This window comes from Maribacter polysiphoniae, assembly GCF_003148665.1.
In the GTDB taxonomy this organism is placed as follows: Bacteria; Bacteroidota; Bacteroidia; order Flavobacteriales; family Flavobacteriaceae; genus Maribacter_A; species Maribacter_A polysiphoniae.
The window spans coordinates 23,370-41,859 of record NZ_QGGQ01000003.1 but is presented as its reverse complement, the minus strand read 5'-3'; the positions used below and the strand labels follow the sequence as shown (position 1 = coordinate 41,859).

The following is an 18,490-nucleotide window of genomic DNA, read 5'->3' as shown; positions in this document are numbered from 1 at the left end:
TCTTTCAAAAGGAGCTTTTACAAATTGATTGAATCAATTATCTATTTTTTTGCAAACCATTCGTTGACAACTTCTGGCGCCATAACGGACTCTTGAAATGTATAAGCCCCACTTTTTGGAGACCTAACCATTTTTATTGCCTTGGTTAATCTTTTTGAACTTGTTTGTAAACTTGCTACCGTCTTCTTTGCCATGACCTTATGCGTTAATTGACATTTTCACTATAGTGAGGATGTCTTATTACTTAATTTCTTTATGAACAGTCATTCTCTTAAGGATTGGATTAAATTTCTTTATTTCCATCCTTTCAGGAGTGTTCTTTTTGTTTTTCGTGGTAATATACCTAGAAGTCCCTGGTTGTCCAGAATCTTTATGCTCTGTACATTCCAATATAACTTGAACCCTATTTCCTTTTTTTGCCATTGTAATCTATCTTTTTAGGATTATTTTACGAACCCTTGTGCTTTAGCTTCTTTTAAAACAGCAGAAATTCCTTTCTTGTTAATGCTTTTCAACGCCTTGGCAGATACCTTTAGCGTAACCCAACGATCTTCCTCAGGAATATAAAAGCGCTTTTTAGAAAGATTCACATTAAATCTTCTTCTTGTCTTATTGATAGAAAACGACACGTTGTTTCCAAACATCGCCCTCTTTCCCGTAATTTCACAAACTTTTGACATTGAGCCTAATTTTTCATTTTAAACAGGCTGCAAATTTATATCATTTTTATGTGATGGACAAAATTCTTGTTCAGATTTTTACAATTTCTTTTTGAAGCAACTCAAAAGCCTTGTTTACAGCCTTTTGAACAATCCTCGCCCGCTGTTTCCCAAACACGAATTTATCAACAACCACCCCGTTTGGGGTTGCGATCGCAATATATACCGTTCCGATCTCTGCATCCGAATCACCTTTTGTCGGTCCTGCATTTCCCGTGGTGGCCACAGAAAAATCGGTTTTCAATAAGGATTTTACATTCAAGGCCATTGCTTTTGCCACCTCCGCACTAACCACCGAATATTCTTCGATCAATGCCTTTGGCACCTGAAGCACATTGATTTTAGCTTCGGTCGCATAACTTACGATCGTTCCTTTATAGTATGCCGAAGCACCGGATAAAGCCGTAATACGTTCCGCTATTTTTCCTCCGGTACAGCTCTCGGCCGTAGCCAAGGTCATTTTTTTTGCCGTAAATAATTTTGCCACCAATTCCTCCAAGGTTTCCTCATCTTCGGTGCCAAAGATTATATCACCGATCAACAGTTGCAACTTTTTGATTTGATCTTCTACGGCATTTACCAAGGTTTGCCTGTCTTCCCCTGTTGCGCTTAAACGCAATCTGACTTTCCCTAAATTGGGCAAATAGGCCAACTTGATAAAAGAAGGAAGGTTGTCTTCCCAATCCTCGATTTTCTCAGCCAAGGCACTTTCACCCATACCATAAGTAACCAGTGTCCTATGAAGGATATAAGGCCTATTGAAATCCTTGATTATCTTCGGTATCACCTTTTCGATCATGAGTCGCTTCATCTCAAAGGGCACACCAGGAAGTGACACAAATGCGACTCCGTCAGATTGCATCCACATACCGGGGGCAGTACCATTGGCATTATGCAAAACGGTCGCTTTCGAAGGCACCAAGGCCTGTTGTCGATTGATTTCCGTGATGGGCTTTGACGTGAAGCTGGCGAACAATTCCTTTACCTGCTGAAGAACAGCGTCGTTTTGAACTAGTGTGTCATTGAAAAACTCACAAAAAGTATTTTTGGTAATATCATCCTTGGTGGGTCCCAACCCACCTGTAAGGATTACGATTCGCGCCCTTGCCTTTGCTTCGGCCAGCGCATTAAGAATATGTTCACGATTATCCTGTACAGAGGTGATCTGATAAACCGATACACCTATTTTATTGAGCTCCTTGGCAATAAACGCAGAATTTGTATCAACAATCTGACCGATAAGGATCTCATCTCCGATGGTGATGATTTCAGCAAACATTATAGACCAAAATCGTTTTTCAACTCGGAAACCACTTGATGGATATCCTTTTTCAACAAAGGAAACACCTCCCGTATTTCAATGATGTTCGCAGCGTTTTTTCCCAAGGTCTCTATTTGAAGTGCAATAGCCCTGGTTTGCTCCATTCCCAAAAGATCTACATTGGGCTTTATTTTATGGGCCAATTGATACACCTGTTGATGGTCTTGCTCCTCTAGGGCTGTCTCTAACCCCTCAAGGTCTTGGGGTACTTCTTCCAGAAAGACTGATATCACAGAATTGATGAAATCTTCATCTCCATCAGCCATTTCATTTAATTTATCAAGATTGTAAATCATTATTTTATTTTTAAAGAAAAAAGTTCTTGTCCTTCCAACTTGCCCGAAAGGTAATCATTTGCCGCTATTTGACCAACACCGGCAGGTGTACCCGTAAATAAAACATCACCTTTTTTTAAAGTAAAGTAGGAAGACACATAGGCAATAAGCTCATCGATCTTCCAAAGCATCAAATTCGTATTACCGTTTTGCACAACCTGTCCGTTCTGCTCCAACGTAAAATCCAAGTCGTTCAAATCCTTAAAATCACCTTTCGGCAACCATGTGCCAATGACTGCTGAACCGTCGAAACCTTTGGCCTTTTCCCATGGCAACCCTTTTTCTTTCAATTGGGATTGAAGGTCCCTTGCGGTAAAATCGATACCCAATCCGACCTCATCATAATATTTATGGGCAAATTTCGCATCGATATGCTTACCAACCTTACATATCTTGACCAAGACCTCCACCTCGTAATGCACATTATCGGTAAAATCAGGAATATAGAAATCCTGCTCTTTGGGCAAAACAGCCGAATCCGGTTTTATAAAAATCACTGGATCCTTTGGACGCTCATTCGCCAATTCCTCGATATGGGCAGCATAATTCCTTCCTATGCAAACAATCTTCATTTCAATCTTATTCTTTAATTAATTTTACACTTATAGCCGGAATCAGGTTTTGCGTATTATCCTTTGACTTCACCTTAAAATCGGTCCATTCCCCCATACCATATACCATGGCCTTGAAATTCTGGTTCTTATTGTATACAGCACCAAAGGTAGGGGCAAATCGATCTTCCTCTATTTTCTTTTTTGTAATGGGATGCTCAACGGTGTTCCTATACCAATTGTAGGGTACGAACAACCATTCCACACCGACATATATTCCTGATTTCGGAATTTTCAAATTGAGGGACCTTAGGTCTATGGAAACAAAATCCTCTTCAACATCGGACTCCAACACCATACTTTTTCTCAAAATATCCCTTTGGGGCTTTTTAGTCTCCTGATCGACATCATAGATCCGCAAACGAAATTTAGCCGTAGGTCTCTTGAACCTATTATTCTTCTGAAAGAAAACCGTCACCTTCTCCAAATATTTTTGTTGCGCGCCAATATTCGGAAAATAAAGCGCCAAAACCCAGGGAGTGGAAGATGATGAAAAACCACTGGTAAGACTGTAACTACTGATTGGATTGAGAACATCGGAATTACCCATTGAATGGGACACCACAACCTCATCCAACTCATAGGATTCCGCTACCATCCCAAAGCGCTTGACCTTGAAAATGTTCTTGGCCATTACAATGGTATCTTTGTAACCTAATGAAGAAATATGCACTTGTTTCTCTAAAAAGGACGTGGGCAAATCTATAAAAAAATGCCCTTTTTCATCTGTAGAGGTCCCCTTCAATGTGTTTAAGAAACTTAGGTTCACAAAAGGAATGGGCTCTTTGGTTTTGTTATCAAAAACATGACCTTCAAAAAGAACTTCCTGACCACTTGAACTTAAGGCAAACAGAAGAAAAATCAGAAAAACAGTGAATTTCATTTAATTCAACTTATTGTTCAATCTACTCAATTTGATTTGCATCAAAACTTTTTTGGTGTATAACGGAAAATCGGCATTCAATATCCATCCAAAATAACCAGGTTCCTTATCCAGGACCTCCAAAACCTTTTTCCCTTTATGCTTGCCAAAGGCGAACACTTCCTCATCTTCCTCATCCAATGCGATGAACCCTGCAAAATCCACCGTTTTTTTATGGGTTGAGAATTCGGCCAATTTTTTGACATTATTCTCTAGTTCGGGATATCGTTCCAACTGGGACAATAGCACTTCATAAGTAGCCAAAGTATCGGCCTCTGCACTATGCGCATCGGTCAAATCCTTTTCACAATAAAATTTATAGGCGGCTTCCAAGGTTCTCTTTTCCATTTTATGGAAGATGGTCTGTACATCTACAGAGACCATGTTCTTCATATCAAAATCGACCTCAGCCCTAAGCATTTCCTCTGCCAGCAAGGGTATATCGAAACGATTGGAATTAAAACCACCCAAGTCACAATCCTTGATCATATTGTAAACCTCCTTGGACAATTCCTTAAAAGTAGGTTCGTTAGCCACTTTTTCATTTGAAATTCCGTGGATTGCAACGACCTCTTCAGGGATTTCCATTTCAGGATTCACCAACCAGGTCTTGCTTTCCTTATTACCATTGGGATATACTTTTAAAATGGATATCTCTACGATTCTATCATGGGCTACATTGGTCCCTGTGGTCTCCAGATCAAAAAAGCAAATCGGTCTTGTCAATTTTAACTCCATACTTCATAAAATTTAAACAAAGATAAGTCTTAGAAAACTTTAACCGAATGAATACACCACTTAATTACACCCTGTTTTGGAAGTGGAATCGGTACTCCCGAAAAAGAATACAACCGACGACCATGTATTGACTATGGGGAGTGTCTATACAAATCCATAAGAATGGGCACACTGACTTTGTTCATTGGGGATATTTTTGAAAAGAAAAATCCAAATTAGAGGGAACAACTCCATATGATTAATATCATTTAGCCCATAGCATCTTTGCTATAATTTTATCTATCAGATAAACAAATATGTTTCATGCCAAATTCCCCCAAACCATTTCGTACAGAATATTACAATGAAAATGAGCTACGCTCATTTGGCATTGGATCAGTTGGAAACAATGTAAGAATAGCTAAAAATTGCACCATTGTCGGCCTTGAAAGAATATCAATCGGGAACAATGTCATTATCGACTCCCGATGCTCTATTATTGTAACAGGCGAAGGGTTTCTTTCTTTGGGCTCTTATATCCATATTGGCTCATATTCCTATTTATTAGCCTCTGAAGGCATCACTATCAATGATTTCAGTGGACTATCACAAGGTGTAAAAATATATAGTAAGACAGATGACTACTCAGGTAATTCGTTAACCAATCCAACAGTGCCTAATAAATATAAAAAAATCAAAAAAGGAAGAGTAACAATAAAACCCCATGTAATCATCGGGGCTGGAAGTGTAATTCTACCCAACGTGATTATTGAGAAAGGCGTTGCAATTGGAGCTCTTTCTTTAGTAACCACTAATTTAAATAGCTGGACTATCTACACGGGAAACCCTCTTAAAAAAGTCTTCGCCCGATCTAAAAAACTATTAGAACTAAAAGATGAATTTCTTGAAAATGCGGATAAGAAACTCATGAAAATGGCAAAATAACTTCAACTCATAACGCTACTTGAAAGCCATTTGGAAATAGGATGTTTCGACTTTAATAAGTCAACGAACCAAGTGCCAAAAACCTAAATAATTGAATAATAAAAATCCTTTAGATATGATTACCAGTATTGATATTAAAAACAAAATCAAAGACTATATCATTAAAACAACTTTAGCCAATGTTGAAGATATCGCCGATGATACCTTAATTTTCGAAGAAGGACTATTGGACTCAATGGGCCTTCTTTTTTTAATCGAATTCCTAAAGGAAGAATTCGATATCACAACCAATGACGATGAATTGATTGTTGAAAATTTCGAATCGATCAATAATATCGTTGACTTTACAAAAAGTAAACTTTAAATTATAAATACTTTTTTTATGTGCGGTATAGCTGGATTTCATCATTATAAGGATGCAAATGAGGACAATGTCAATATCCTGAAGAAAATGCTGACCCGCATTAAGTATCGGGGCCCCGACGAGAGTGGCATCTACTTATCTAAAGAAATTGCCTTAGGGAGTGTGCGACTAAGTATTATTGACATCTCAACCGGTTCCATGCCCCTTACCAATGAAGACTCCTCCTTATGGATCGTTTTCAATGGGGAAATATTCAATTACATTGAATTACGTCAAGAACTATTAAAAAGGGGACATACCTTCAAAACCCAAAGCGACACTGAGGTCATAGTTCATTTATATCAGGAATTTGGATCCGCATTTTTAAATAAATTAAATGGGCAATTCGCGATTGCCATATGGGATAAAAACAAAAAAGAATTGTTTTTAGCTAGGGACCGGGTAGGCATAAGGCCTCTATTCCATACTACAATAGACAATACCTTCATTTTTGCCTCAGAAATCAAATCCTTATTGGAATACCCCAAAGTTGAGGCGACAATAAGCCCAAAAGCACTTTCTGAATATTTCACCTTTTGGACCTCTTTATCACCTAATACAGCTTTTGAAAACATCTATGAATTGCCTCCAGGGACATATATGATAGTCAACTCCAAAGGAAAAACAACCGCAAAATATTGGGAATTACCAACATGCAAACCTCAAGATTATAAGTTTACCAACCTGCAAGAAGCTTCTAACGAGTTCAATGATTTATTTTCAGACGCAATAAAATTAAGACTTAGAGCCGATGTTCAAGTGGCTGCCTATCTCAGTGGGGGTATCGACTCTAGCGTTACAACATCATTTATCAAAAATGCTTCCCCCGACAAACTTAGGACTTTTTCTATTGGTTTTACCGAAAAGGATTATGACGAGTCTTCGTATCAGGATATCGCAGCAAAATATTTCGACACAGCACATTCGAGCATATCCTGCAGTCCTGAAGATATTGCCAATAATTTCAGTGATATTGTTTGGCATACAGAAGCTCCAATTTTAAGGACAGCCCCTGCCCCAATGGGTATGTTGGCAAAAAGTGTTAGGGACCAAAACATAAAAGTAGTTATCACGGGGGAGGGTGCCGATGAACTCTTGGGAGGATATAATATTTTCAAAGAAACCAAAATAAGGCATTTTTGGTCAAAAGACCCACAATCCAGATTTCGCCCCTTACTTCTGAAAAAACTATATCCTTATTTACCACAAATGAAGAATGCCAATAGCAACATGCTAAAAATGTTCTTCGGATACAAGCTAAATAAGACATGCTCCCCAATCTATTCACATTTACTGCGATGGAACAACACAGGTCGAATAAACAATTATCTATCAAAAGAATATAAGGAAAGAATTATCGGATACAATCCCGTAAATGAACTTGAGAAAAAATTGGCAGACAAATTAGACGGGTATGACTACCTAACCAAGGCCCAATGGATAGAAATAACCCTATTCATGTCAGGATATCTGTTATCCTCACAGGGAGATCGAATGGGAATGTCACATTCTGTTGAAGGAAGATACCCATTCCTTGACCACAGGGTAATTGAATTTTGCATGAAATTACACCCTGATCTTAAATTAAAAATTCTTAATGAGAAATACCTCTTGAAAAAAATAATGAAGGACAGATTACCTGATGTAATTCTGAATAGGTCAAAACAAGCTTATAGAGCACCAATCAAAAGTTCATTTATTTCCGAAGAACTACCACAATACCTCCAAAATATGTTAAGTGATGAAAAAATCGAGGAAGCCGGAATCTTCAATAAGCAATATGTAAACCTCTTACTTTCGAAAATGAAAATCCAAAAATTGGTTTCAGAAATAGACAACATGGCCTTGACAGGCATACTTTCGTCCCAGATATTATATGACAAGTTTACAAAAAGGTCCTTTCCGCCTTTATCTGACCAAGATTTGATAATACTCGACAAGACTATAATTGACAAATAAATTTTAAACCATATTAATTATGAACCCCAAACATCGTAAGCCATTTTCCAAGGATATATTACACATTGAAAATATCGAAGAAGTATGTAATAATATCACGGAAAAACTCAGAAATGATGTCGTCTTTAAACTTCAACGTAGAGGTGCCGTAATTGGTATTAGTGGAGGAATTGACTCTTCTGTTTGTATGGCCCTTTCCGCTAAGGCCTTTGGCCCATCAAAAGTAACGGCTATTATGCTGCCTGAACAAGATTCAAGCGAAGACAGTAAAAACCTAGCCTTAAAATTGGCGGATACATTCAACGTTAAAATCTTAGAAGAGAATATAACCCATGCCTTGGATGGTTTTGGGTGCTACCAAAGACGGGATGAAGCCATAAGACGTGTGATTACAGATTTTGACCCAAATATAGACAAGGCCAAAATCGAAATAAGGCAGAATATAGACCAGAACATTCCTGCCATTTTTTCAATTACGGTTATTAAACCCGATGGGAAAACAATTAGCAAACTACTCCCTGCCAAGGAATATTTGCAAATTGTGGCCGCTACTAACTTTAAACAAAGAAGTAGAATGTCAATGCTTTATTACCATGCGGAAAGATTACATTATGCAGTTATCGGAACACCCAACAAGCACGAGGTTGAACAAGGTTTTTTTGTTAAATACGGGGATGGTGGCGCCGATGTAATGCCGATTGGACATTTGTACAAAACCCAAGTATATCAATTGGCCAGCCATCTAGGTGTTCCACAGGAAATTATTGACAGAACCCCTACTACCGACACTTATACCGCTGAACAGACCCAAGAAGATTTTTTCTATCAAATGCCCTTTGAATCAATGGATTTAATATGGTATGGTTGGGAAAATGGATATTCGGCAAATGAAGTCGGAAAAGTTATGGACAAAACAGAACAGAAAATCCATAATATTTACAAAAGCTTCGAAAGAAAAAAGAAAACTACGGAATATTTAAGAATGAGGCCTATTTTTTGATTTTTTAAACCAAGGTTTACGATTGATCAACCTAATCTAAAGGATTATGAATATTTTCGACTACTTTTTTGAAGATAAACAACATCTTGAAAAAGACTTTGTACTAGGACCAAAGGAAACTATCTCATTTAAGGAACTATATACCAATAGCATACAATTTGCGGCTTACCTTAGGGAACATATAGGCACGGATAAAAACATAATCCTTATCTGCCCCAATTCTGTTTTTTTCATCACTGCCTATTTGGGCATATTAAAATCCGAGAATATCTGTATCCCGTTGAATTATGCAATAGAACAGGGAAATCTGGATTATATTGTTAAAACTACTGACAGCCCTATCGTAATCGCAGCGAAGAGTCTATCTTCAAAACTTACTTTTAAAAAGTCAGTCCGTATTATCAAAGAAGATGTATTAACAAAAACCGCCGATTTTAAGATCGGCACAATTTTCAATTTTAATTTTGACCCCAATAAAATTGGGGAAATCATTTTCACTTCAGGTTCTACAGGAAAACCAAAAGGAGTGATGATAAGCCATAAGAACATTATGGCCAATACAGATTCCATTATTCAATATTTAAAATTGACCTCAGATGATATTGTGGGTGTAGTGTTACCTTTTTTCTACTGTTACGGTCTTTCCCTTATGCATACCCATTTGAAAGTCGGGGGATCAATAGTCCTTAACAACACTTTTATTTTCTTAGGTTCTGTCATTGACGATTTGAAAAAATACAAATGTACCGGATTTGCAGGTGTGCCCAGCCATTTTCAAATTTTATTGAAAAAATCACTGAGTTTTAAAACTTCAGAATTTCCCGATTTAAGATATGTGACACAGGCTGGTGGTAAATTACATAGCATATTCATAAAAGAATTCATCGATGCCTTTCCTCGAATTGATTTTTTTGTGATGTATGGACAAACAGAGGCCACTGCGCGATTGTCTTACTTACCTCCCAAATTACTTAAAGACAAAATACAGTCTATCGGAAAAGCTATTCCCGGAGTTTCATTGAAAGTTATGAACAATGAAGGAAAAATAGCCAAAACAAACGAAGAGGGGGAGTTGTTAGCGAAAGGTGACAACATCATGTTGGGCTATTATAAGGATGAAGAAAGTACGTTAAAAACAATCAAGAACGGCTGGCTTCATACAGGTGATATTGCAAAGGTCGATGCGGATGGTTTTATTTACATAGTTGCAAGAAAAAAGGAAATAATAAAGGTCGGAGGCAAAAGAGTTAGTCCTAAAGAGATTGAAGAGGTTATCCTATCTCTTCCGGAAGTAGTCGATTGTACGGTATCCGGCATTCCTGATGAAATTTTAGGTGAGGCAATCAAAGTGGTTATTACCACCCAAAACAAAGTTGACCAGAAACTTATGAAAGATAAGGTTTTAAACACCTGTGCAAAAAAACTCTCTATGTTCAAAATACCGCAAAAGTTTGTTTTCGACACCTCTATAAAATTGAATGCAACAGGAAAAAAAATAGTAAATCCTTGAATAAACCCCGAACCCTAAATCTCCCGATTTACGTCCCAAGCCTCCAAATAGTCGGCTACCGCCTTAGCGAACATACTGCCCAAAGCCCCATTCACTACCCTGTGATCATAACTGTGTGACAAATACATTTTACTACGGACCCCGATAAAATCACCTTCACTGGTTTCGATGACCGCAGGAATTTTTCGAATAGCGCCCAACGCGAGTATGCCTACTTGGGGTTGATTAATAATTGGCGTGCCAAAGACACTGCCAAAAGTACCCACATTGGTAACGGTATATGTACCTCCCTGCACTTCGTCGGGTTTTAATTGATTCTTCCTTGAGCGATCTGCAAGGTCATTGACCACTTTGGTCATACCCACGAGGTTCAACTGGTCGGCATTCTTAATAACCGGAACAATTAGATTGCCATCGGGCAAGGCTGCGGCCATACCAATATTGATGTTTTTCTTCTTGATTACCGATTCCCCTTCCACAGAGATATTCATCATTGGATATTTCTTTAGGGCCTTGGCTACCGCCTCCATAAAAATTGGGGTAAACGTCAATTTTTCCCCTTCCGATGCATAAAAGGCATCTTTGATTTTATTTCTCCAATTAACGATATTGGTAACATCGACCTCAATAAAACTCTGTACATGGGCAGAAGTAGAAACACTCTCTATCATATGCTTGGCAATGAGTTTGCCCATACGGGACATTTCCATTACCTCTTCCCCACTTGCAGCAGCAACCTGCACCGGTGCCTGTTTTTCAACCTTAGGCTCGGGAATACTTTGGACGACCTGTGGCTGTGGTTTTTCCACCTTAGGCGCCAAAGGCTCCGTTACAGGGGAATTTCTGGAATCCACAAATGCCAAAATATCACTTTTGGTAACCCTTCCTTCCATACCAGTACCTTCTATGGTATCCAATTCGGATAAAGAAATACCTTCCTGTTTTGCTATATTTTTAACCAAAGGGGAATAAAACCGGTCTGTAGAACCCTGCCCCAGTTTAGTACTGGCCGCAGTCACCTTGGCGCTCTCAACAGTTTGCGCGATGTCCTCAACAACTTCTGAAGGGACCTCAACTGTCTCTTCCTCTACACTACCGGAGTCACTGGAGTCATCCATATCCCCCTCAACCTCTATGATCGCAACAGTTTCCCCAACTTTTACGACATCGTCCTCATTGAACAGTTTTTCAACCAATACGCCATCAACTTCACTTGGCACTTCAGAATCTACCTTGTCTGTGGCTATTTCAAAAACGGCTTCATCCATTTCTATAGTATCACCTACTTCTTTCAACCAAGATGTCAATGTTGCCTCGGCAACACTCTCTCCCATACGTGGTAATTTCAACTCAAATTTTGACATATTGTTAATTTACACTCTTTTTTAGATAGATTGTTTGCAAAATAAACAAAAAATAAAGCAAATTGCTACATTAATTGTATTGCTAATTTGTTTTCAACGAATTCTCAAAAGGAATTCTATTTAAAATACTACGTCCTAAGGTTACCTCATCGGCATACTCCAACTCATCACCTACAGAAATACCGCGGGCAATGGTCGATGTTTTAATCTGCAACCCTTCTAACTGTTTATAAATATAGAAATTGGTCGTATCCCCCTCCATTGTTGAACTCAAGGCAAATATCAACTCCTTTATCCTTCCCTCCTTTGCCTTATTGACCAATGATGTAATGGTCAGCTCTTGGGGACCAACACCTTCCATAGGGGAAATCTTCCCTCCCAATACATGATAACGACCGTTGAATTGCCCCGTATTTTCAATCGCCATAACATCCCTTATATCCTCTACAACGCAGACCAAACTTTCATCACGTTTCGGATTGGCGCATATTTCACAAATCTCAACATCGGAAATATTATGACATTGCGAACAAAACTTGACCGAATTCCTAAGATCTTCCAATGCTGAAGCCAAACGCATGGTTTGGCCATTGGGTTGTTTCAAAAGATGAAGAACCAATCGCAATGCGGTCCGCTTCCCAATACCTGGTAATTGTGACATTTCATGTACAGCGTTCTCCAAAAGTTTTGACGAAAAATCCATAACAACAAAATTACATACTATTTTTGCTTTTTGTAATTTTCGCTAGAAATTAATTTATATGACCGCTACCCATATTTTACTTCTGATCGGAGCCTATTTCATTGTACTTTTATTGATTTCCCATTTTACGGGAAAAAATGATTCCAATGTAGATTTCTTTAAGGCAGGCAAACAATCGCCTTGGTATTTGGTGGCCTTCGGCATGGTCGGGGCATCACTTTCGGGCGTCACCTTTATTTCGGTACCGGGTTGGGTAGAAGCCTCCGAATTCAGTTATATGCAAGTCGTCTTTGGGTATTCATTGGGGTATTTGGTCGTGGCCTATGTCCTTTTACCCATCTATTACAAACAAAATGTCACCTCAATTTATGAATACCTTGATAATCGTTTTGGCTTTGTAAGTTATAAAGTAGGCGCCATTTCATTTTTTATTTCACGTGTTTTAGGGGCGGCCTTTAGGTTATTTTTAGTGGCCATTGTTTTACAGCAATTCGTTTTCGATACATGGAACGTTCCTTTTGAACTTACCGTTACACTTTCCGTATTACTCATCTGGATATACACCTTCCGGGGAGGCATAAAAACGATTGTTTGGACCGATACCTTACAAACCTTGTTTATGCTGGTATCCGTTGGCTTGTCCATCTATTTTATCCTGCAACAATTGAATTGGGATTTTATGGATTTCCTGGCCTCCTCAGAACTCGAAAAGTATAGTAAAACCTTATTCCTTAATGATTTAATGGACAAGAACCATTTAGTGAAATCATTTTTAGGAGGCATGTTCATAACGATTTGCATGACAGGGTTAGATCAGGATATGATGCAGAAAAACCTGACCTGTAAAACTTTGAAGGACTCACAAAAGAACATGGTTAGCTTTAGTTTGGTATTGGTGGTGGTTACTTTTATTTTTATGCTATTAGGGGCTTTATTGTTCATTTATGCCGACAAATTCCAAATTGCCATTCCCATGATGGACGGCAAGGCCAAACCCGACCTTTTATTCCCTGAAATCGCCCTAAACAGTGGTCTTGGAATGATTGTGGGCATTACTTTCATACTTGGTCTTATTGCCGCTGCCTATAGTAGCGCCGATAGTGCATTGACCTCTTTGACCACCTCTTTTTGTGTTGACTTTCTGGGTATCGGCAAAAAACCGGAAAACCATCAGAAGAGAATACGGAAAATGACACATATCGGGATGAGCATATTATTGATTCTTGTGGTTATCGCCTTTAAGCACATCCTGGATACCAATGTCATAGACGGATTATTACAAGTCGCCTCGTATACCTATGGCCCCTTACTGGGATTATTCTCATTTGGTATTTTCACCAATTATCAAATAAAGGATAAGTACGTTTGGATCGTAGCTTTGGTATCCGTATCGATTTGCTACATTTTAGGCAAACTACCCCCTGAAAATTTAAGCGGTTATGTTTTTGGATATGAACTACTACCCTTAAACGGACTCATTACTTTTATCGGTTTGTTGTTGATTCGGAAGAAATAAAAAAACCACCCGATTTCCCTCGAAAAAGGTAAAAACTATCGTTCTACTGTGGTATAATTTTATTTCACCCGAATTATTTTCCCCTTTTTTTGAAAAAAAAGATTCATTTTCAATGATTCCTACAATTAAAAGGAAGGTAACAACCAGGCCCCTTTAAGCCATCAATACTGATCGGTTGCCAAAAGAACCAAAGTACAAGCCTCGACAACCTCAATCTTGTTTTTCCTAAGTAATACATAGAACTCAGGGTTTTCCGTTCCTGGGTTAAAAATTACCCTTGATGGTTGTAGGGCAATGATTTCATTATAATAGGCTTTTTGCCTTTTTGGGTTTAAATATAAAGTAATCGTGTGTATATTTTGGATATCATTTAAATTGGTATTAATTTGCACCTCGTGAATTACCCCTACTTGTAATCCGAATGCCTTGGTGGCAATATCCTTGTCTACCAGACGCCTTACCGCAATGTTGCTGTAACGATCTGGTTTTAAAGAAGCCCCAATAACAAGTGTGTCTTTCATATGTTAAAAGTGTTTAGTTCTGTAACTTTTTGAACAAAAGTACGTCTAATCAACAATACAATTCCATACTGCAAGAAATATAAGGTCGTTGATGAAGCTATATGTTTATAGTTAATGGTTAGTGTTTAGTATAGCATATCAGCGAAAGAAACCCTGGCGGAAACGTCAGGGTTTTGTATTTATACCCCACAACGGATCCACCAAAAAAGCAAACTTAAAGTACTCGGTGAATTTCAATATTCTTTTATTCGATATGTTTTAATAAAAGAAAGTTAAAGTTGTAATTAACCGTAACAATCGCAATTCTTTTACGTCTAATACATACAGGACACCTTATGCAGGGGCTCTTGAAAGATTTCGATTTTCGAAAGCACTTGTTTTAGAAAAAATTGGTCAATACTTATTGGGATGATGGTTGGTTGGTTCCAAGAAAGATTGGCCAAGAAAAAACCCTGACGAAATTCGTCAGGGTTTTATATTTCAACAGAAGATTGAAATTTCTACCATCTTATAATAACACTACCCCAAGTAAAACCACTACCAAAGGCTGCAAGCACTACTAAATCACCTTCTTTAACCTTCCCTTGCTCCCATGCTTCAGTTAAGGCAATCGGTATCGAAGCCGCAGTGGTATTTCCATACTTCATGATGTTATTGAAAATTTGATCATCACTCAATTTGAATTTCCTTTGAACAAATTGGGAAATCCTTAAATTGGCTTGGTGTGGTATCAATAAATCAATATCCTCCTGTGTAAGTCCATTAGCCTTCAATCCTTCCATAATAACCTCACTGAAACGCACCACGGCATTTTTAAATACAAATTGCCCATTCATATAAGGGTAATATGAGATATCTTCTGGATCGTTTTCCTTAATAATATCGGTAATCCATCTTTTACCCATTCCCGGTGCAACCAAGGAAAGTTCATCGGCATGCTCCCCTTCGGAATGTAAATGGGTTGAAAGTATTCCTTTTGTATTGTCCTCTTCCCTTGAAAGAACCGCAGCTCCAGCACCATCACCAAAAATAACGGTCACTCCCCTACCACGTGTGCTAAAATCAAGACCGGTCGAATGGACTTCCGAACCAATGACCAAGACATTTTTGTACATCCCTGTTTTAATAAACTGGTCTGCTACGGAAAGTGCATATACAAAACCCGAACATTGGTTTCTCACATCCAAAGCCCCCACAGTCTTTATTCCCAGTTCCCGTTGAACCATAACTCCCGGTCCAGGGAAATAATAATCGGGACTAAGGGTTGCAAAAACAATAAAATCAATTTCATCTTTATCAATACCCGCTCTTTCAATGGCAATTTTTGCCGCTTTGACCCCCAATGTTAATGTGGTATCCTCTCCTTTAATGACATGTCTACGTTCCTTTATCCCGGTTCGCTCCTGGATCCATTCATCATTGGTATCCATCACTTTAGCCAAATCATCGTTGGTTACAACATTTTCAGGCACGAAATACCCAAGGCCCGTAATTTTAGAATTATACATTTTAAAATCTGTTTTAGTTTGCACAATAGACCTAGACCATCTATTGGCCTGCAAGGTAGTGATTGCTCGTCTTTAAATCAAAACATTAAAGTACACCTAAGTAACAAAAAAAAGTATTACCTACCCTAAATACGCCCTGAAATTATTTACCTGTACCGTTGCTTTTAAATCGTGAAGTAGGTTATAAAGACCAAAAAATGTACGGTTCATGTAAAGAAAATGTTTGGAACCACGGTTCCCGTTCATCTTACGAATTTGCGGATCTGTGGAGTACCGCTGACTTAAGTCCGCTATCCTTGACCAAAATGCATCTGCCCCAAAATCAAATTCCTTTTCATTGAAAGGCGACGTGAACAATGATAGCATTTCCTTAAAAAGCTCTTTGAAAAAATCGAATTCTTCGGGAGTATCGGTCGATGTCAATATTTCCAAATCATAAAGCTTCTGGGTAAAAACGGCGTCGTTGGAAATACTCTCTTTTTTAGACAACTCAAAATAAGGAACATAAAACTCATCCGGGATAGCCTTGATACAACCAAAATCGATAGCAATCAGGGTCTCCCTATCACTAATCAGAAAATTACCTGGATGGGGATCCGCATGTACTTTACGTAACCCATGAATTTGAAACATATAAAAATCCCATAAGGTCTGTCCAAGTTTATCGCCTTGTTCCCGAGTAAAATCAGTCTTGGCAAACTCGCTCAAATGCTGCCCATGCATCCAATCCATGGTGATAATACGATCACTGGAAAGGTCTTTATAATATTTTGGAAATTCCAGATTGGGTATAACGGCACAAGATTCGGTTATCCCTATACTTTGTTGCAATTCGAGTATGTAATCAGTTTCCTCAACCAATTTATCCTCGACTTCCTTAAAATATTTATCAGAATCCTTTCCCTGCATATTGAACATACGGATGGCGATGGGTTTCACCAAGGCCAAATCACTGCTAATACTCTCCGCAACACCCGGATATTGGATTTTCACAGCCAATTCCTTCCCGTCTTTGGTTGCTTTGTGTACCTGTCCTATACTGGCCGCATTGATAGAGTCCCGATCAAATGTATCAAAAATCTCCTCGGGATATTTACCCAAATACTGTTTAAAGGTTTTACGCACTAATGGGGCCGACAAAGGAGGGACAGAAAATTGGGAAAGTGAAAACTTTTCCACATAGGCTCGTGGTAGCAGGTTTTTCTCCATGCTCAACATTTGGGCAACTTTTAAGGCACTACCCTTTAGACTTTTTAGTCCGTCGTAAATATCCCCGGCATTATCCTCATTAAGCTCATCCTTACTATGGTCAGGGTTAACCAACTTTTTACCGTAATATTTGGCATAATTACCACCTATCCTTACTCCGGTCTTCACCAGTTTACCAGCTCGCTCTATCTTTCCTGTGGGAATCTTATCAAGTGTTTTCAATATGCTATCGGCTTATTATTAGTGATTAAACAAAGGTTTCCTTATATAGGAATTTCCCGAAATCAATGATATTTTCCAGTGGTGTATTATCAAAAACATCGAAAATGGTATTTACAGACTTTTCTATGGCCATATCCGTTTTCTCGAACCCTTTGGATTCATCGTCCTTCCAGAATTTAAGTAAAAACAAAAATTGAAACCACGCCCCTTCGGAGAACAATTTGGGGTTGAACTTTGTTGCTTTCAATGTTTTATTGGAATTGTCATCCTCTATCAAAACGGTTGCAAAATTCTTAATATGCTTTCGCAGCCCCTTCAACTGTTCTAAGTTCTTTAATGGATTATTTTCTTGGTGCAAGGCAAGGAGCACATAACTGCGATTCAAGGTCAACAGTTCGAAAAAAGAATAAAAAAAGGTCAACATCTTATCCTTATTTGAAAAACCTTCGAATTCCTTGTTCTTCAGCAATAAATCTTCGGTATTCTCAAAGAAAACGTTCCAAATTCGTTTCGGAATGGATTCAAGTGAACCGAATATCGCATAAAAATCCGCTTCTGAAATTGAATTTAATTTACAGAATTTATATACGGATTTAGGTCTGGACTCGTGCTCCAACACATGATCCATATACATTGTTATCAAATCATTCTCGGTTAATTTCTTAGTTTTTGCTTTAGCCCCCATGGATCGATTTTTTTATTTGTGGAAATGAATTAGGTCTTAAGGTTAAAACCTTTTGGAAAAACGTGCTTTCCAAAGAAAGCACGTCTCCAACCACCTAACCATTTAAATATAATGCAATTGGATTAAATTGACTTTTTCATAGCAAGTCCTTTCCCAATCAATACAAAGATAACACTTGTTTAATCATTAATTGTTTTTGTTAAACAAAAAGAATTGTTAAAGTTTATCCCGCCCCGATTACTTGTCAAACTATGTCAGTTTGTCACTGTTGGGCATTGTGGTATTTTATTTGACAGTACACTACTGTAATTTTAAATTAA

General features: G+C 38.2%; 20 protein-coding genes. 6 read left to right on the top strand and 14 right to left on the bottom strand.

Translation table 11 applies throughout. The annotated features are described in order from the left end of the window. Nucleotides 1-41: 41 nt before the first annotated feature. From LX92_RS07660 to LX92_RS07625, 8 genes are all read right to left on the bottom strand, one after another. Nucleotides 42-194, bottom strand: coding sequence for a DUF4295 domain-containing protein (locus LX92_RS07660; protein WP_109649724.1), 153 nt, complete (start codon nt 192-194; stop codon nt 42-44). Between the two features lie 46 nt (nt 195-240). Then, entirely contained in the window at nt 241-423 is a 183-nt protein-coding gene (rpmG, locus tag LX92_RS07655) for a 50S ribosomal protein L33 (protein ID WP_109649723.1), read from the bottom strand. A 20-nt stretch (nt 424-443) separates the two neighbouring features. Continuing rightward, on the bottom strand, nt 444-680 hold the full coding sequence (rpmB, locus tag LX92_RS07650; RefSeq protein WP_109649722.1) for a 50S ribosomal protein L28: 237 nt from the start codon (nt 678-680) through the stop codon (nt 444-446). Between the two features lie 70 nt (nt 681-750). After that, nucleotides 751-1,998, bottom strand: a complete 1,248-nt coding sequence (locus LX92_RS07645; RefSeq protein WP_109649721.1) for a competence/damage-inducible protein A — start codon at nt 1,996-1,998, stop codon at nt 751-753. Beyond that, nucleotides 1,998-2,336 carry an Hpt domain-containing protein gene (locus LX92_RS07640; RefSeq protein ID WP_109649720.1) on the bottom strand — a complete coding sequence of 113 codons (339 nt, stop codon included), beginning with the start codon at nt 2,334-2,336 and terminating at the stop codon, nt 1,998-2,000. The genes LX92_RS07645 and LX92_RS07640 overlap by 1 nt, the downstream gene beginning before the upstream one ends. Next, complete coding sequence (locus tag LX92_RS07635; RefSeq protein WP_109649719.1) at nt 2,336-2,947, bottom strand: fumarylacetoacetate hydrolase family protein; 612 nt, start codon at nt 2,945-2,947, stop codon at nt 2,336-2,338. Before LX92_RS07635 ends, LX92_RS07640 begins: the two co-directional genes overlap by 1 nt. Nucleotides 2,948-2,954: 7 nt before the next feature. Continuing rightward, nucleotides 2,955-3,869, bottom strand: coding sequence for a carboxypeptidase-like regulatory domain-containing protein (locus LX92_RS07630; RefSeq protein ID WP_109649718.1), 915 nt, complete (start codon nt 3,867-3,869; stop codon nt 2,955-2,957). Then, complete coding sequence (locus LX92_RS07625; protein WP_109649717.1) at nt 3,870-4,646, bottom strand: 3'-5' exonuclease; 777 nt, start codon at nt 4,644-4,646, stop codon at nt 3,870-3,872. Nucleotides 4,647-4,949: 303 nt separating this feature from the next. Between LX92_RS07625 and LX92_RS07620 the strand changes: the two genes are divergently transcribed. The 5 genes from LX92_RS07620 to LX92_RS07600 all read left to right on the top strand — a co-directional run bounded on the left by LX92_RS07620 (nt 4,950) and on the right by LX92_RS07600 (nt 10,442). After that, nucleotides 4,950-5,570 (top strand): acyltransferase, encoded by a 621-nt coding sequence (locus LX92_RS07620; protein ID WP_109649716.1) that lies wholly within the window; start codon nt 4,950-4,952, stop codon nt 5,568-5,570. A 115-nt stretch (nt 5,571-5,685) separates the two neighbouring features. Beyond that, a complete protein-coding gene (locus LX92_RS07615) occupies nt 5,686-5,934 on the top strand; it encodes an acyl carrier protein (RefSeq protein ID WP_109649715.1) in 249 nt (82 codons plus the stop codon). An 18-nt stretch (nt 5,935-5,952) separates the two neighbouring features. Then, complete coding sequence (gene asnB, locus LX92_RS07610) at nt 5,953-7,932, top strand: asparagine synthase (glutamine-hydrolyzing) (protein ID WP_109649714.1); 1,980 nt, start codon at nt 5,953-5,955, stop codon at nt 7,930-7,932. A gap of 19 nt (nt 7,933-7,951) precedes the next feature. Then, on the top strand, nt 7,952-8,932 hold the full coding sequence (nadE, locus tag LX92_RS07605) for an NAD(+) synthase (protein WP_109649713.1): 981 nt from the start codon (nt 7,952-7,954) through the stop codon (nt 8,930-8,932). A 46-nt stretch (nt 8,933-8,978) separates the two neighbouring features. Further along, on the top strand, nt 8,979-10,442 hold the full coding sequence (locus LX92_RS07600; RefSeq protein ID WP_109649712.1) for an AMP-binding protein: 1,464 nt from the start codon (nt 8,979-8,981) through the stop codon (nt 10,440-10,442). A 14-nt stretch (nt 10,443-10,456) separates the two neighbouring features. On the opposite strand, the gene LX92_RS07595 is transcribed toward LX92_RS07600, so the two are convergent. Next, nucleotides 10,457-11,806: a dihydrolipoamide acetyltransferase family protein gene (locus tag LX92_RS07595; RefSeq protein ID WP_109649711.1), complete on the bottom strand. Its 1,350-nt coding sequence runs from the start codon at nt 11,804-11,806 to the stop codon at nt 10,457-10,459. Between the two features lie 82 nt (nt 11,807-11,888). Continuing rightward, entirely contained in the window at nt 11,889-12,509 is a 621-nt protein-coding gene (recR, locus tag LX92_RS07590; RefSeq protein ID WP_109649710.1) for a recombination mediator RecR, read from the bottom strand. A gap of 58 nt (nt 12,510-12,567) precedes the next feature. Here recR and LX92_RS07585 point away from each other — a divergent pair, with 58 nt between their 5' ends. Beyond that, nucleotides 12,568-14,025, top strand: a complete 1,458-nt coding sequence (locus LX92_RS07585) for a sodium:solute symporter (RefSeq protein ID WP_109649709.1) — start codon at nt 12,568-12,570, stop codon at nt 14,023-14,025. 161 nt (nt 14,026-14,186) lie between these two features. Here the strand turns inward: LX92_RS07585 and LX92_RS07580 are convergent, their stop codons facing one another. The 4 genes from LX92_RS07580 to LX92_RS07565 all read right to left on the bottom strand — a co-directional run bounded on the left by LX92_RS07580 (nt 14,187) and on the right by LX92_RS07565 (nt 18,170). Further along, nucleotides 14,187-14,546, bottom strand: a complete 360-nt coding sequence (locus LX92_RS07580) for a CoA-binding protein (RefSeq protein ID WP_109649708.1) — start codon at nt 14,544-14,546, stop codon at nt 14,187-14,189. A gap of 500 nt (nt 14,547-15,046) precedes the next feature. Continuing rightward, nucleotides 15,047-16,054, bottom strand: a complete 1,008-nt coding sequence (locus LX92_RS07575) for a 3-oxoacyl-ACP synthase III family protein (RefSeq protein WP_109649707.1) — start codon at nt 16,052-16,054, stop codon at nt 15,047-15,049. Nucleotides 16,055-16,174: 120 nt separating this feature from the next. Continuing rightward, nucleotides 16,175-17,485, bottom strand: coding sequence for an ABC1 kinase family protein (locus tag LX92_RS07570; protein ID WP_109649706.1), 1,311 nt, complete (start codon nt 17,483-17,485; stop codon nt 16,175-16,177). A 25-nt stretch (nt 17,486-17,510) separates the two neighbouring features. Beyond that, entirely contained in the window at nt 17,511-18,170 is a 660-nt protein-coding gene (locus LX92_RS07565) for a TetR family transcriptional regulator C-terminal domain-containing protein (protein WP_109649705.1), read from the bottom strand. Nucleotides 18,171-18,490: the final 320 nt, after the last annotated feature.